The organism is Pseudomonas sp. B1-22, assembly GCF_050474425.1.
Taxonomy (GTDB): domain Bacteria; phylum Pseudomonadota; class Gammaproteobacteria; order Pseudomonadales; family Pseudomonadaceae; genus Pseudomonas.
Genome location: NZ_JBCHVH010000005.1, coordinates 123,639 through 138,541 on the forward strand (window position 1 = coordinate 123,639; position 14,903 = coordinate 138,541).

Sequence of the window (14,903 nt, forward strand, 5' to 3'; positions counted from 1 at the left end):
TGCATGAATCCGCATAACGACAAGATCGAATACCTGCTGCGCCTCGCCGACAGCGCCCTGATCCAGGGCCAGCGCCTGTGCGAATGGTGCGGTCACGCCCCGGCGCTGGAAGAAGAACTGGCGCTGATGAACGTGGGCCTCGACCTGGTGGGCCAGGCGCGCAACTGGTACGAGTACGCCGTGGAGCTGCTGGACGACGGCCGCGACGCCGACGCCCTGGCCTTCCGCCGCGACGAGCGCGCCTTCCGCAACCTGCTGCTGGTGGAGCAGCCCAACGGCGACTTCGCCGTGACCATCACCAAGCAGTTCCTCTATGACGCCTGGCACTTCCACGTACTGCACGCCCTGAGCGTTTCCAGCGACGAGCGCATCGCCGCCATCGCCACCAAGGGCCTGAAGGAAGTCACCTACCACCTGCGTCGCTCCGGCGAGTGGATGCAGCGCCTGGGCGACGGCACCGAAGAGAGCCATGCGCGTATGCTCGCGGCGATCGCGCAGGTGTGGCGCTTCACCGTCGAGCTGTGTCCCTCTCAGGAGCAGGCCGACGACATCGAGCAGCGCCTGTTCGCCGAAGGCATCGCGCCGAATCCGGAGGAACTCGCTGCTGCGTGGAAAGCCAAGATCGCCGACATCTTCGCCGCCGCGACCCTGCCGCTGCCCGAGCCCGCGGTGAACTTCTACCTCAGCGGCCGTCGCGGCCTGCACACCGAACACCTGGGCATTCTCCTGGCCGAGATGCAGTTCCTCCAGCGGGCCTATCCCGATGCAACCTGGTGAGCTGATCGGCAGCGACCGCGGCGCACGCGCCGGCACGGCTGACGACTTCAGCCACGCCTGGAGCGTGCTCGGTGCGGTGATGGACCCGGAAGTGCCGGTGGTCAGCGTGGTCGACCTGGGGATAGTACGCGGGCTCGACTGGCGCGACGGACACCTGCACGTGGTGGTCACCCCGACCTACTCCGGCTGCCCGGCCACCGAGGTCATCGAGCAGGACATCCAGCACGCCCTGGAGCGCGCCGGCTTCGCCGCGCCGCAACTGGAGCGCCGGCTGAACCCGGCGTGGACCACCGACTGGATCAGCGACAGCGGCCGCGAAGCGCTGCGCGCCTACGGCATCGCTCCGCCGGACGGCAGCACCAGCAAGCGCAGCCTGCTCGGCGAGACCCCGGAGGTGCGCTGCCCGCAATGCGGCAGCCTGCACACCGAGCAGCTCAGCCAGTTCGGCTCCACCGCCTGCAAGGCGCTGTACCGCTGCATCGACTGCCGAGAGCCGTTCGACTACTTCAAGTGCATCTGAGCGGCATCGCCGCCGGAGAAGAACAATGAGCAAGTTCCACAGCCTGAAAATCAAGGAAGTGCGCGCGGAAACCCGCGACGCCGTGTCCATCGCCTTCGACGTCCCGGCGGAGCTGGCCGACAGCTTCCGCTTCCAGCACGGCCAGCACCTGGTCATGCGCACCCAGCTCGACGGCGAGGAAGTGCGCCGCTCCTACTCCATCTGCAGCGGTGTCAACGACGGCGAGCTGCGCGTGGCGATCAAGCGCGTGCCGGGCGGGCGTTTCTCCGCCTACGCCAACGAAGCGCTGAAGGTCGGCGCCAGCCTGGAAGTCATGCCGCCGGCCGGCCACTTCAACGTCCCGCTCGACCCGGCGCGCCACGGCAACTACCTGGCGGTCGCCGCCGGCAGCGGCATCACGCCGATCCTGTCGATCGTCAAGACCACCCTGGAAACCGAGCCGCACAGCCGCGTCACCCTGCTCTACGGCAACCGCTCCAGCAACGCCGCGATGTTCCGCGAGCAGCTGGAAGACCTGAAGAACCGCTACCTGCAGCGCCTCAACCTGATCTTCGTGTTCAGCCGCGAACAGCAGGACGTAGACCTCTACAACGGCCGTATCGACGCCGACAAGTGCGGCCAGCTGTTCAGCCGCTGGCTCGACGTGAAGAGCCTCGACGCGGCCTTCATCTGCGGCCCGCAGGCAATGACCGAGACCGTGCGCGACCAGCTCAAGGGTAACGGCATGCCGGCCGAGCGCATCCACTTCGAACTGTTCGCCGCCGCTGGCAGCAACGAGAAGCGCGAGGCCCGCCAGGCCGCCGCCGCGACCGACAGCGCGAAGAGCCGGATCACCGTGATCAGCGACGGCCGCGAGCTGTCCTTCGAGCTGGCCCGCAACAGCGTCAGCGTGCTCGATGCCGGCAACGAACACGGCGCCGAACTGCCCTACTCCTGCAAGGCCGGCGTGTGCTCGACCTGCAAGTGCAAGGTGGTCTCCGGCGAAGTGGAAATGGACAGCAACTTCGCCCTGGAAGATTACGAAGTGGCGGCCGGCTACGTGCTGAGCTGCCAGGCATACCCGATCAGCGACAGCGTGGTACTGGATTTCGACCAGCTGTAGGAGCGGGCCATGCCCGCGAACCGCACGCTGCCGACGCTTCGGCGTGTGCAGAAGGATTCGCGGACAAGGTCCGCTCCTACGAAAGCCGCGCTCCCTGTAGGAGCGAGCTTGCTCGCGAACCGCACGCTGCCGGTGCCCCCGGCATAAAGCGGAACCCTGATCGCGGACGGAGTCCGCTCCTACGCGGGGATCGACATTGGGTAGGAGCGGACTCCGTCCGCGATCGGCCCCGCCCCACGGCGAATCATTCATGTTCCACCGTCTACGGCCCACAAAGCCCTGGCGGACCTTATCCGGCGGCGTCGTCCGCCACCTGACAACGCGCCGCCGACGCCCACCCGGCGCGGCGGTCACCGGCACCCGCCGGCCCCCTTGCGTAGCGATCCGGAGGAAGACAACCATGGCCCACGAGCCAATCCTGCAAAGTTTCATCGGCGGCCGCTGGGTCGGCCAGCACGGCGCCCAGGCGCTGCGTAGCGCGCTCAACGGCCAGACCGTGGCACGCACCCACGAAGAGGCGCTGGACTTCGCCGAAGCCGTCGCCCACGCCCGCGAGCAGGGCCTGAAAGAACTGATGTCCATGGACTTCCAGCAGCGCGCCCAGCGCCTGAAGGCCCTGGCGCTGTACCTGACCGAGCGCAAGGAACAGCTCTACGAGATTTCCCGCCACAGCGGCGCCACCCGCGCCGACAGCTGGATCGACATCGAAGGCGGCGCCGGCACCCTGTTCGCCTACGCCGGCGTCGGCGGTCGCGAGCTGCCGTCGGGCAACGTCGTTCACGAAGGCCCGGCCATCCCGCTGGGCAAGACCGGCAAGTTCGCCGGCAGCCACATCCTGGTGCCCCGTGGCGGCATCGCCGTGCACATCAACGCCTTCAACTTCCCCATCTGGGGGATGCTGGAAAAGTTCGCGCCGAGCTTCCTCGCCGGCATGCCGTGCATCGTCAAACCGGCCACCGCCACCAGCTACATCACCGAAGCCGCCGTGCGCCTGATGCACGAGTCCGGCCTGCTGCCGGCGGGCAGCCTGCAGCTGATCATCGGCGGCACCGGCGACCTGCTGGACCGCCTGCAGGGCCAGGACGTGGTGACCTTCACCGGTTCCGCCGACACCGCCGCCAAGCTGCGCGTGAACCCCAACCTGATCCGCAATTCGGTGCCGTTCAATGCCGAGGCCGACTCGCTGAACTGCGCCATCCTCGCCCCGGACGTCACCCCGGATGACGAGGAGTTCGACCTCTTCGTCAAGGAAGTGGCCCGCGAGATGACCGTCAAGGCCGGGCAGAAGTGCACCGCCATCCGCCGCGCCATCGTACCGGCCAGGCACATCGACGCCGTGGCCGAGCGCCTGCGCGAGCGCCTGGCCAAGGTCGTGGTCGGCGACCCGTCGGTGGAAGGCGTGAAGATGGGCGCCCTGGCCTCCCACGCCCAGCAGTCCGACGTCGCCGAGCGCGTCGAAGCGCTGCTGAAGTCCAGTGAGCTGGTCTTCGGCGCAAAAGATGGCTTCGCCCCGCGCGGCGACGGCGTCAACGAAGGCGCGTTCTTCGCCCCGACCCTGCTGCGCAGCCGCGACCCGCACGCCGAAGGCGGCGCCCACGACATCGAGGCCTTCGGTCCGGTCAGCACCCTGATGGCCTACGACGACATCGACGAAGCCATCGCCCTCGCCGCCCGTGGCAAGGGCAGCCTGGTCGCCAGCCTGATCACCCGTGATCCGCAGGTGGCCGCCAAGGTCGTGCCGGCCATGGGCGCGCTGCACGGCCGCCTGCACATCCTCGACCGCGAATCCGCCGCCGAATCCACCGGCCACGGCTCGCCGCTACCGGTGCTCAAGCACGGCGGTCCGGGCCGCGCCGGCGGCGGTGAAGAACTGGGTGGCCTGCGGGCGGTGAAGCACTACCTGCAACGCACCGCGGTACAGGGCTCGCCGACCATGCTGATGGCCGTCACCGGCGAGTACGTGCGCGGCGCCAAGGTCTACGAGACCGAAGTGCACCCGTTCCGCCGCTACTTCGACGACCTGAAGATCGGCGAGTCGCTGCTGACCCACCGCCGCACCGTCACCGAGGCCGACCTGGTCAACTTCGGCTGCCTGTCGGGCGACCACTTCTACATGCACTTCGACGAACTGGCGGCGAAGGACTCGCAGTTCGGCAAGCGCATCGCTCACGGCTACTTCGTGCTCTCGGCGGCGGCCGGCCTGTTCGTCTCCCCCGGCGTCGGCCCGGTGCTGGCCAACTACGGCCTGGACACCCTGCGCTTCATCAACCCGGTGGGTATCGGCGACACCATCCAGGCGCGCCTGACCTGCAAGCGCAAGATCGACCAGGGCAAGAAGAGCCCCAAGGGCGAGCCGCAGGGCGTGGTGGCCTGGGACGTGGAAGTCACCAACCAGCTCGGCGAGCTGGTGGCCAGCTACGACATCCTGACCCTGGTGCTCAAGCGCGCCTGAGGCCGGGTGGTTTCAACTCCGGTGTCACCCTCGACCGGCCTTCGGGCCGGTCTTTTTTTGCCTGCTGGTTGAGGGGGCCGCGCGTATTCCAGCCGGTTGGCCGGTTGATCGCGGACGGAGTCCGCTCCTAGGGGAGCCTGACTCGCTTTGGGCTCTGGATTTTGTGGATTTCCAGAAGAGCATCCGCACACACCGGAACGCCCCTTCAGGAGGCCGAGTGGAATCGGAGTTTCAGGGGTTGAGCGACATGGATGTCGCGAGAGCGTCGTCGGGCCAGGGATGGCCCGTCGACGCGTGCCCCTGAAACTTCGATGAAGCGAGGGAAGTCCCGCGAAGCGGGACCCGGATGCAGGGGCAAGACCTTTGGTTACTTTGCGTCGTTTGGCAAAGTAACTCGCCCGAGGGGGCGAAACAAAATGCCTCAGCACACACTGAAGCGGCGCAGAAACGCCGAACAATACGGCGGATAACGCCTTAGGCGTTATCCGCCCTACGAAAAGAAGGAGCATCGCGGACAGAGTCCGCTCCTACGAGAGCTGCGCGCATCCGTAATGCCGTTGCTCCCTGTAGGGCGTACAACCGTTCGCGGTTGTACGCCGGTACACCGTGCCCCACCGCCAACGCCAGAGCCGAGATCGGAGCGCCCCGAAACCAAGGCCAAACGGCGTATAACGTCGAACGTTATACGCCCTACGCGGCCTCCTCTGGCAGAAAATCAAACACCGCACATCTTCCCACCAGGCATGGCGCCAGAACCGCTAGGCCCCTGGGGGACGCCCAGTCCTTGCTCGCGAACCGCCCAACACCGATGTCGCCGGGAAGCTCTGTTCGCGAGCAAGCTCGCTCCTACAGAAAGCACCTGCGTAGGGCGTACAACCGTTCGCGGTTGTACGCCGGTACACCGTGCCCCACCGCCAACGCCAGGGCCAAGATCGGAGCGCCCTGAAGCCAAGGCCAATCGGCGTATAACGTCGAACGTTATACGCCCTACGCGGCGGCCTCCCCTGGCAGAAAATCAAACACCGCCACATCTTCCCACCCAGGCGCCGCAAAGATTCCCCAAGCCCCCGCGCCAGCGTGCTCTACAGTCATCCAGACCAATCCCCGCGCGCTCCGGACAAGCCCGCCATTCTCCCGCCGCCGGGCGCGACCACTCAGGCAGTAGTGGCACGGCCAGACAACCGATTGGCACGCAGAACAATTCCCCCGCACCCCGTCGCGGGCAGACTTGATCCGTAGAACCCTGCCACCTCTGACGCTCCACAATTCCAATAAATCCAGGGAGTCCACCTGATGCGAATAAACAGGATCCTCGCCAAGACGACACTGGCCCTCGGCGTGGCGCTTGCTTGCGTGCACGGCGCCTTCGCCGACCTACCGGCCGACAAGGGTATCGGCCAGACCACCCTCCCGTTCCCGCCCAGCCCACACCGCGCCTACGTGGTCGACGTCGAGTTCGACAGCTTCGTCGCCGGCCGGGTAACGGTGATCGACGCCGACAACAAGCGTCTGCTGGGCATGGTCAGCACCGGCTTCGCCGCGCCCTCGACCCTGAGCCGCGACGGCAAGCTGCTGTACAGCGCCGACCTGTTCTACTCCCGCGGCACCCGTGGCACCCGCACCGACGTGCTGACCGCCTGGAACACCTCGACCCTGTCGCCGGACTGGGAAGTGGTGATCCCGTCCAAGCGCGCCGAGTCGCTGACCCAGCGCTTCGGCATCGGCACCAGTTCCGACGACCGCTTCGTCTACGTCTACAACTTCACCCCGTCCACCTCGATCACCGTGGTCGACACCCAGGCCAAGTCGGTGACCAGCGAAATCGCCATCCCCGGCTGCGTGCTCAGCTACCCGGTCGGCAAGCGCGGCATCGCCTCGCTGTGCGGCGACGGCAGCGTCCAGCTGGTGACCCTCGGCGACGACGGCAAGGAAACCGCCCGCAGCCGCACGCCGTTCTTCTCCCCGGACAAGGAGAAGCTGGTGGAGCGCGCGGTGAATGTCGGCGACACCTACTATTTCACCACCACCACCGGCACCGTGCGTGCCATCGACTTCTCCGGCAAGGCGCCGAAAGTCCTGCCCGAGTGGTCGCTGGTCACCGACGAAGAGAAGAAGGCCGGCTGGGCGCCGGGCGGCTGGCAGCTGATGGCCATCGCGCCGAAGCTGGACCGCCTCTACGTGCTGATGCATGACGCCCATGAGCCGATGAAGTGGGAAGACCCGAGCCCGATCATCTGGGCCTTCGACCTGAAGACCCACAAGAAGGTCGGCACCCTGGAAGGCAAGGCGCCGATCTGGAGCCTGCAGGCCACCAGCGACGCCAACCCGCTGCTGCTGGGCATCAACGTCGAGGGCGGCGTGGACATCTTCGACCTGAAGACCGGCAAGCTCACCGGGACCATGGAGAAGCTGCACAAAACCGCGACTCAGATCATGAGTCACTGAGCGAGGCACAGCTCATGAACATCGACCCCATCTACATCATCGCCAGCGCCGTCTCCGTCTCGGTGATCCTGGCCAACGCCGCGACCCACAAGTTGCGCGCGCCGGGCCGCTTCACCCGGCAGCTGGAAGACTACCAGTTGCTGCCCAGAGCACTGCTCAAGCCGGTCGCCCGTGGCCTGCCGCTGCTGGAGATCGGCGTCGCCTTCGCCCTGCTGGTTCCGGCCAGCCGGGCGGGTGCGGCACTGCTCGCCGCCCTGCTGCTGGCCCTGTACGCGGCCGCCATCGGCTTCAACCTGTGGCGCGGCCGCCGCGACATCGATTGCGGCTGCTCCGGCCCGGACCAGGCGCAACCGCTGCGCCCGGTGCTGCTGGCACGCAACGCCATCCTGGTCGCCCTGGCACTGGCCGCCGGCCTGTCGCCGCAGACCCGCGAACTCGGCTTGTTCGACGGCTTCGTGGTCATCGCCGCCAGCGCCACCGCCCTGCTCATCTACGCCGCCGCCGAAGGTCTTCTGTCCAACGGCCCCCGTCTGTTCAAACTTATTGGAAGGTGAACCATGGAAGCCCTGATCGTTTCCAACATCCTGCTCTGGGCCTTGCTGATCGCCCTGGCCTTCGCTGTCATGGGTCTGGTGCGCCAGATCGGCGTCCTCCACTCGCGCCTGGCCCCGGCCGGCGCCCTGATGGTCGACAAGGGCGTAGCGGTCAACGAACCCGCGCCCCAGGTCACCGCCGCTGACCGCAACGGCCGTCCGGTCAACTTCGGTTATGCCGGTGGCAAAGCCCAGCTGCTGTTCTTCCTCTCGCCGACCTGCCCGATCTGCAAATCGCTGCTGCCGGCGATCAAGTCCATCGCCAAGCAGCAGGCCGACCGCCTCGACGTGGTGTACGTCAGCGACGGCGACATGGACGCCCAGCAGGCGCTGATCCGCGAACACAAGCTGGAAGACGCGACCTACGTGGTCGGCCCGGAAGTCGGCATGACCTACCAGATCGGCAAGCTGCCCTACGCGGCGCTGATCGACCAGAACGGCATCCTGCGTTCCAAGGGCCTGGTCAACTCCCGCGAGCACCTGGACAGCCTGTTCGAGGCCGAGCACCTGGGCAGCGCCACCCTGCAGCAGTACCTGCACGGCCATGCCCACACGCACGACCACGGCCACGACACCCCGCACTCCCACGCATAACGATAACGAAAGGAGATCCCCATGAAACTCCTCGACCTCCTGTTCGAGCGCTCCGCCCGTCACGTGGCCGACACCACTTCCCGCCGCAAACTGCTCGGCCGCCTGGGCTCGCTGATGGTCGCCGGTGCCGCCCTGCCGGTCCTGCTGCCGATCGACCGCACCAGCAAGGCGCTGGCCGCCGAAGCCCCCAAGGCCGGCGATCCGGGCGACCCGAACAGCTGCGACTACTGGCGCTACTGCTCCATCGACGGCTTCCTCTGCTCCTGCTGCGGCGGTAGCGTGACCTCCTGCCCGCCGGGCACCGAGGCCTCCCAGGTGACCTGGATCGGCACCTGCCGCAACCCGTCGGATGGCAAGGACTACATCATTTCCTACAACGACTGCTGCGGTAAGCACAGCTGCAACCAGTGCGCCTGCACCCGCAACGACAGCGAGGAACCGGCCTACCGTCCGTTCAACAACAACGATGTGAACTGGTGCCTGGCCGCCAAGTCGCACATCTACCACTGCACCGTTTCGATCATCCGCGGCGTCGCGGTGTGAGGCGCCCATGCGCTCGCTGCTGATCGTCGGACTGGTCTGCGCCATGGCGGCTCCGCTCGCCATGGCCCGGGCCATCCCCAACCCGAACCAGAAACACGCGCCGGGCAACGAGTCGCCGCAGACGCCGATTGCCCAGGCCCACTACAGCACGGCGGTGAACTACCAGCTGCAGTGCGCCGGTTGCCACCTGGGCGACGGTGAAGGCTCGGCCGCCAACGACACGCCGCGCATGAAGGGCTTCGTCGGCAACTTCCTCAAGGTCGACGGCGGGCGCCAGTTCCTGGTGCGGGTGCCGGGGATGTCGCAGTCGGCGCTTAGCAATGCGCAACTGGCGGACCTGATCAACTGGATCATGCGCGAGGATGGCATGGCCGGTAAGAGCATGCCGGCCAACTACCAGCCGTACACCGAGCAGGAAGTCGCGGCGATCCGCCACGAGGCCATGCTCAACCTGCCCTCGACCCGCGCCGGGCTGATCAGCCAGATGCGCGCCAAGGGCATCGTCATCGACGATGGCATCAGCAAACCCTGACTCCTTTGGTCTCCTGCAGCCCGCCTCCGGCGGGCTTTTTTTTGCGCGCGTTCTCCATGGCGCCCCGTAGGAGTGGGCCATGCCCGCGATCACGCCCATGGAGCGCTCCTGCAGGGGCCGCCGTTATGGACCATGGTCCGGAGCAGGCGCGTGAACATCGCGGACGGAGCCCGCTCCTACGACAGCCACCCGGTACGCGAGCCCCCTTCGGATCTGGCAATCACACACAATCACTTGGCAGACAGGAACAACGGCTCGGGGCCACCCCTTACTTAGCATCGGCAGAAGTCACATCCCCTCAATCGACAATAACGAAACGGATGCCTTCACCATGACCCACGCCGCCATGCTGCGCCCCACCCTGCTCGCCCTGCTCATTGCCGGGGCCGGCAATGTCAGCGCCTACGAACTGTATGCCGACGACGACACCCACCTGAACGCCAACCTGGAAGCCACCTTCGGCATCTTCCACAGCCAGGAGAACTACGCGCCGAGCGGTCGCCTGAGCGAGGGCTCGTCGTCCTGGCGCGAGGGCTACGTGAAGTACGGCCTGAGCTTCGACCAGGGCCTGGCCGGCGCAGGCACCACCTACGGCGCCTTCGGCCTGCTCAGCTCCGGCACCTGGGGTGACGGCGACGCCGCCGGCTTCAGCGATGGCTCCGAGCGCACCACCAAGATCGAGGACGCCTCCCTCGGCTGGCGTTCCGCGGGCCTGTTCTCCGCCCTGGGCGAGGACGGCGTGGACCTCTCCTTCGGCCGGCAGAACATCGTGGTCGGCGACGGCTTCCTGATCGACGGCGACGCGCTGAACCTCGGCAAGGGCGTGGCCGATGGCGAATTCAACCGGGGCGGCGCCTACTACCTGGCGGCGCGCAAGAACTTCGACGAAACCGCCGTGCTGCGCCTGGGCGGCAAGGAAGGCTGGCGCAGCGACCTGATGTGGCTGAAATCCGACAACCGCGCCCAGGCCAAGTCCGAGCTCTACGTCGGCACCCTGGAGCACGTTGCCAAGGAAGCCACCGTCGGCCTGACCTACATCGACGTCACCGACATCGACGAGCAATACGCCTCGCCCCTCCAGCTCGACCGCCGCGACATGAAGACCTACAGCCTGCGCGCCACCGGCAATGCCGGCGTGGAGAACCTGTTCCTCTCCGGCGAATACGCCGAGCAGGACAAACGCCACGTGGACAATGAAGACGCCTGGTACCTCGAAGCCGGCTGGACCTTCAAGGACGTGGCCTGGACGCCGGGCGTCAGCTACCGCTACAGCCGCTTCTCGGAGAACTACGACACCCTGTTCTACGGCTTCAGCCGTGGCTACGGCACCTGGTTCCAGGGTGAGGTCGCGGGCAACTACGCCGGCCCCTTCAACAGCAACAGCAAGATCCAGCAGCTCACCTTCAAGGTCTCCCCGCTGGAGAACCTGAACCTCGGCGCGATGCTGTTCGACTTCAAGACCCTCGACAAGGACCTGGGCAACACCGACGGCCAGGAACTGGACCTGTACGCCGAATGGGGCGTCACCCAGAACCTGATGGTGATGCCGCTGATCGGCCTCTACCAGCCGGACAAGAGCGCCGAGCAAGGCGGCACCCAGCTGGGCAACAACGACACCAACCTGTACAGCCAGGTGGTCTTCTCCTTCATGTACTGACCACGGTCGCACATGACGCCACGGGGCGGTCGCTGTAAGGCGCCGCCCCGTTCCTGTTTCTGCATCAGGTGCCTTCCCATGCCCACTCCGACCCTGAATATCCAGAGCAAGATCGTCCTGCTCGCCAGCCTCTGCCTGATCCTGGTAGTCACCCTGCTGGTCGGCCTGTCCCTCTACCAGAACCAACAGAGCACCAGCCGCGTGAAGGACGCCAGCCGGCAAATGCTGGCCAGCGCCGCCGAGACCAACCTGCAGGCCCAGGGCAAGGTGCAGGCGCTGCAACTGCAACGCCTGTTCCTGCGTACCTACGACTATGGCCAGGGCCTGAGCCGCCAGCTACTGAGCCTGCGCGCCCAGGCGGCACGCGGCGAGATCGACGCGCGAACCTTGCGCCAGCGCCTGACCCATGAGCTGCGCGACGCCATCGCCGGCAAGGCCGACCTGCTCGGCCTTTACCTGATCTTCGAACCCCAGGCGCTGGACAGGGCCGACGCGCAGTTCCAGGGCGACGCCGAGGCCGGCAGCAACGAGACCGGGCGTTTCTCCGTCTACTGGGTACGCGGCGAAGGCGGCACGCCCACGCCGGTGATCGGTGACGAGAAGACCCTCTCCGACACTTCCCCCGGCCCCAGCAGCAAGCCCTACAACGCCTTCTACACCTGCCCGCGCGACAGCCGCCAGGCGTGCGTACTCGATCCCTATTCCGACGGTGCCTCCGGCACCCGCCGGCTGGTCACCAGCGTCGCCTTTCCGCTGCTGGAGGATGGCCGGGTGATCGCCGTGGTCGGCCTCGACATCAGCCTCGACAGCCTGCAGCAGAACGCCAGGACCAGCGCCGCCGGCCTGTACGACGGCAGCGGGCGCATCAGCATCCTCAGCCCGGCCGGGGTGATTGCCGGCAACAGCCAGGACGCAGCGACGGTCGGCAAGCGCCTGCACGACGTGCAGCCCGCCAAGGCCAACGATCTGCTAGCTGCCCAGCAACGCAACCAGCCGTTCACGCTTGGCGATGCCGAACAGATACAGGTGCTCGAACCGCTGCAGCCGATCGACGGCGCCGCGCCCTGGGGCGTGCTGCTCAGCGTGCCGCACGCCACCCTGATGGCCCCGGCCGTCAGCCTGCAACGCGCCATGGATGATGAACGCGTCCACGGTTCGATGATCGAGTTCGGCGTCGGCCTGCTGCTCAGCCTGCTCGGCATCGTGCTCGTCTGGCTCACCGCCCGTGGCGTCACCCGCCCTCTGTTGCGCCTGGCCGGCATGGTCGAGGCCATTGCCGACGGCGATGGCGACCTTACCCGCCGCCTCGACTACAGCCGCCGCGACGAACTGGGACGGGTGGCGCAGGGCTTCAACCGCTTCCTCGACAAACTGCAGCCGGTGATGGGCCAGTTGCAGGGCGCAGTGAGCGACACCCGCGCCACCGCCGACCGCTCGGCGCTGGTCGCCCGCGAGGCCAGCGACGGCATGCAGCAGCAGTTCCGCGAGATCGACCAGGTGGCGACAGCGCTGCACGAGATGACCGCCACCGCCCAGGACTCCGCGCGCAACGCCGCCCAGGCCGCCGCAGCCGCCGGCCAGGCCGACCAGTCGGCACGTGAAGGCCTGGACGTGATCGCCCACGCCACCCAAGGCATCGGTGAACTCGCCCGAGGCATGACCACCGCCATGGCCCAGGTGCAGGCCCTTGCCGAACGCAGCGAACAGATCGGCCAGGTGCTGGAGGTGATCCGCTCCATCGCCGAGCAGACCAACCTGCTCGCCCTCAACGCCGCCATCGAAGCCGCCCGTGCCGGCGAACAGGGTCGCGGGTTCGCAGTGGTGGCCGACGAGGTGCGTGGACTGGCGCAGCGTACGCAGAGCTCGGTGGAGGAAATCCGCGAGGTCATCGCCAACCTGCAAAGCGGCACCCGTGAGGTCGCCCAGGCCATGCACGGCAGCCACGGTCAGGCGCAACACAACGTCGGCCAGGTGCAGCAGGCGGTAGAGGCGCTGCAACGCATCGCCCACTCGGTCAACCTGATCAGCGAGATGAACCTGCAGATCGCCAGCGCCGCGGAGGAACAAAGCTGCGTCGCCGAGGAGATCAACCGCAACATCGAAGCCATCCGCAACGTGACCCATTCGCTGTCGGGGCAGGCGGAACAGTCGGCGCAGGTCAGCCACCGGCTGAACGAGATGGCGGATTACCAGCGACAGTTGATTCAGCGGTTCAGGGTTTGAGGTGCTGATCGTGCCGGCGGTTGGCGGGACGAGCTCTCGTAGGAGCGGGCCATGCCCGCGATAGCCCCCGAACACAAGAGCTTCGCGGGCATGGCCCGCTCCTACGGGTGCAGTTCTGGAGGGATTGGCGCGAGGGCCTGCCCCTCACCCCAGCCCTCTCCCCAAGGAGAGGGAGCTGATCGTGCTGGCGAGTGGCACGGTGTTCGCCGGGGCGAATGTTTGCAGGAACAGACCCTGCCCGCGAAGGCGCAGGAACGTAGGGCGTATAACGTTCGACGTTATACGCCGTTTGACCTCGCTCCCCAGGTGCTCCGGGCGCAGCCTTGGCGACCACGACGGCTGTGGTGAATCGGCGTACAACCGCGAACGGTTGTACGCCCTACGGTGCTTGAAGGATCGGGGCGGCAATCGGTGGGACAAGCTTTTGTAGGAGCGGACTCCGTCCGCGATAGCCCAGCCACGAGAGCATCACGGACGGAGTCCGCTCCTATGGGGACATCACAGCAGGATCAGGCGCCCTGCACCTGCAATGCACGCGGCCGCTGGCTGCGCTGTTCGTCGTCCGCGCCCACCGCCTTCTGCAACTGGAAGTTGAACTGCAGTTCGGCATAACGGCCCGCCACACCCCGCGCGCCGTCCTCGCGGAATTCCACTTCACCCACCAGCCCGTCGCGGGTGGCGTAGGCGAAGTCGTCCCACAGGTACTCATCGCCCGACAGGTTGATCTGGGTGGTCAGGTGGCGATACCCGGGCGCCGAGATGAAGAAGTGGATGTGCGCCGGACGCTGGCCATGACGGCCGAGCAGGTTCAGGGCTTCCTGGGTGGTGCCGGCCGGCGGGCAACCGTAGCCGCTCGGCACGATGCTGCGCGCCCTGTAGCGGCCCAGGGCGTCGGTGACGATGCGGCGGCGCAGGTTGAACTCGGACTGGCTCTGGTCGAAGTAGGAATACATGCCCTTGGTATTGGCGTGCCACAGGTCGACGATGGCGCCGGCGATGGGGTTGCCGTCCAGGTCCAGCACCTGGCCTTCGAGGAGCATCGGGGTGGCGACGCCCGCCTCGCTGCCATCGTCCATGTGCGCCTGGCCTTCGCACAGCGGCGCGCCGGCCACGTACAGCGGGCCCTCGATGGTGCGCGGAGTGCCGCCGGTGAGGCCGGCCTGTTCGTCGCGGGCGTCCTGCAGCAGGTCGAGGAAGTGTTCGAGGCCCAGCCCCGCCACCAACAGGCCGGCTTCCTGGCCGGCGCCCATGCGATTGAGGTAGTCCACCGCCTTCCAGAACTCGTCATCGGTGACCTGCATGTCCTCGATGATGCGCACGGCATCGATGAGGATGCGGTTGATCAGCGCCTTGAAGCGCGGGCTGCCCTGGTCGTTGCCATAGCCGGCGGCTTCCTGGAAGAACTTCTGGATGTCGGCGGACTGGGAAATCTTCACGGTCATGCGGGGTTACCTCGTCTTGTTGT

The 14,903-nt window shown here is 67.0% G+C and carries 12 protein-coding genes; 11 read left to right on the top strand and 1 reads right to left on the bottom strand.

The features are described 5' to 3' along the window. The first annotated feature begins 3 nt into the window (after positions 1-3). From paaC to ACQ5BL_RS19680, 11 genes are all read left to right on the top strand, one after another. Positions 4-777, top strand: coding sequence for a 1,2-phenylacetyl-CoA epoxidase subunit PaaC (gene paaC, locus ACQ5BL_RS19630; RefSeq protein ID WP_243808340.1), 774 nt, complete (start codon positions 4-6; stop codon positions 775-777). Further along, positions 764-1,297: a 1,2-phenylacetyl-CoA epoxidase subunit PaaD gene (paaD, locus tag ACQ5BL_RS19635; protein ID WP_243808339.1), complete on the top strand. Its 534-nt coding sequence runs from the start codon at positions 764-766 to the stop codon at positions 1,295-1,297. Before paaC ends, paaD begins: the two co-directional genes overlap by 14 nt. Before the next feature lie 25 nt (positions 1,298-1,322). Beyond that, complete coding sequence (paaE, locus tag ACQ5BL_RS19640) at positions 1,323-2,399, top strand: 1,2-phenylacetyl-CoA epoxidase subunit PaaE (protein ID WP_243808338.1); 1,077 nt, start codon at positions 1,323-1,325, stop codon at positions 2,397-2,399. Positions 2,400-2,799: 400 nt separating this feature from the next. Continuing rightward, positions 2,800-4,851, top strand: coding sequence for a phenylacetic acid degradation bifunctional protein PaaZ (gene paaZ / locus ACQ5BL_RS19645; RefSeq protein ID WP_243808337.1), 2,052 nt, complete (start codon positions 2,800-2,802; stop codon positions 4,849-4,851). A 1,293-nt stretch (positions 4,852-6,144) separates the two neighbouring features. Next, positions 6,145-7,296 carry an amine dehydrogenase large subunit gene (locus ACQ5BL_RS19650; RefSeq protein ID WP_243808336.1) on the top strand — a complete coding sequence of 384 codons (1,152 nt, stop codon included), beginning with the start codon at positions 6,145-6,147 and terminating at the stop codon, positions 7,294-7,296. A gap of 14 nt (positions 7,297-7,310) precedes the next feature. Then, positions 7,311-7,850: a MauE/DoxX family redox-associated membrane protein gene (locus ACQ5BL_RS19655; RefSeq protein ID WP_243808335.1), complete on the top strand. Its 540-nt coding sequence runs from the start codon at positions 7,311-7,313 to the stop codon at positions 7,848-7,850. Positions 7,851-7,853: 3 nt separating this feature from the next. Next, complete coding sequence (gene mauD, locus ACQ5BL_RS19660; protein ID WP_243808334.1) at positions 7,854-8,483, top strand: methylamine dehydrogenase accessory protein MauD; 630 nt, start codon at positions 7,854-7,856, stop codon at positions 8,481-8,483. A 21-nt stretch (positions 8,484-8,504) separates the two neighbouring features. Beyond that, on the top strand, positions 8,505-9,026 hold the full coding sequence (locus ACQ5BL_RS19665) for a methylamine dehydrogenase light chain (RefSeq protein ID WP_152223868.1): 522 nt from the start codon (positions 8,505-8,507) through the stop codon (positions 9,024-9,026). Between the two features lie 7 nt (positions 9,027-9,033). Continuing rightward, positions 9,034-9,558: a cytochrome C gene (locus ACQ5BL_RS19670; protein ID WP_207886823.1), complete on the top strand. Its 525-nt coding sequence runs from the start codon at positions 9,034-9,036 to the stop codon at positions 9,556-9,558. A gap of 331 nt (positions 9,559-9,889) precedes the next feature. After that, positions 9,890-11,215, top strand: a complete 1,326-nt coding sequence (locus tag ACQ5BL_RS19675; RefSeq protein ID WP_243808333.1) for an alginate export family protein — start codon at positions 9,890-9,892, stop codon at positions 11,213-11,215. Between the two features lie 78 nt (positions 11,216-11,293). Beyond that, positions 11,294-13,438: a methyl-accepting chemotaxis protein gene (locus tag ACQ5BL_RS19680; RefSeq protein WP_243808332.1), complete on the top strand. Its 2,145-nt coding sequence runs from the start codon at positions 11,294-11,296 to the stop codon at positions 13,436-13,438. A gap of 509 nt (positions 13,439-13,947) precedes the next feature. Here the strand turns inward: ACQ5BL_RS19680 and catA are convergent. Then, a complete protein-coding gene (gene catA / locus ACQ5BL_RS19685; RefSeq protein WP_243808331.1) occupies positions 13,948-14,880 on the bottom strand; it encodes a catechol 1,2-dioxygenase in 933 nt (310 codons plus the stop codon). Between the last annotated feature and the right edge of the window lie 23 nt (positions 14,881-14,903).

Coding starts and splice junctions, on each gene's coding strand:
- paaC (WP_243808340.1), top strand. CDS start 4: ATGAATCCGCATAACGACAAGATCGAATACCTGCTGCGCCTCGCCGAC.
- paaD (WP_243808339.1), top strand. CDS start 764: ATGCAACCTGGTGAGCTGATCGGCAGCGACCGCGGCGCACGCGCCGGC.
- paaE (WP_243808338.1), top strand. CDS start 1,323: ATGAGCAAGTTCCACAGCCTGAAAATCAAGGAAGTGCGCGCGGAAACC.
- paaZ (WP_243808337.1), top strand. CDS start 2,800: ATGGCCCACGAGCCAATCCTGCAAAGTTTCATCGGCGGCCGCTGGGTC.
- ACQ5BL_RS19650 (WP_243808336.1), top strand. CDS start 6,145: ATGCGAATAAACAGGATCCTCGCCAAGACGACACTGGCCCTCGGCGTG.
- ACQ5BL_RS19655 (WP_243808335.1), top strand. CDS start 7,311: ATGAACATCGACCCCATCTACATCATCGCCAGCGCCGTCTCCGTCTCG.
- mauD (WP_243808334.1), top strand. CDS start 7,854: ATGGAAGCCCTGATCGTTTCCAACATCCTGCTCTGGGCCTTGCTGATC.
- ACQ5BL_RS19665 (WP_152223868.1), top strand. CDS start 8,505: ATGAAACTCCTCGACCTCCTGTTCGAGCGCTCCGCCCGTCACGTGGCC.
- ACQ5BL_RS19670 (WP_207886823.1), top strand. CDS start 9,034: ATGCGCTCGCTGCTGATCGTCGGACTGGTCTGCGCCATGGCGGCTCCG.
- ACQ5BL_RS19675 (WP_243808333.1), top strand. CDS start 9,890: ATGACCCACGCCGCCATGCTGCGCCCCACCCTGCTCGCCCTGCTCATT.
- ACQ5BL_RS19680 (WP_243808332.1), top strand. CDS start 11,294: ATGCCCACTCCGACCCTGAATATCCAGAGCAAGATCGTCCTGCTCGCC.
- catA (WP_243808331.1), bottom strand. CDS start 14,880: ATGACCGTGAAGATTTCCCAGTCCGCCGACATCCAGAAGTTCTTCCAG.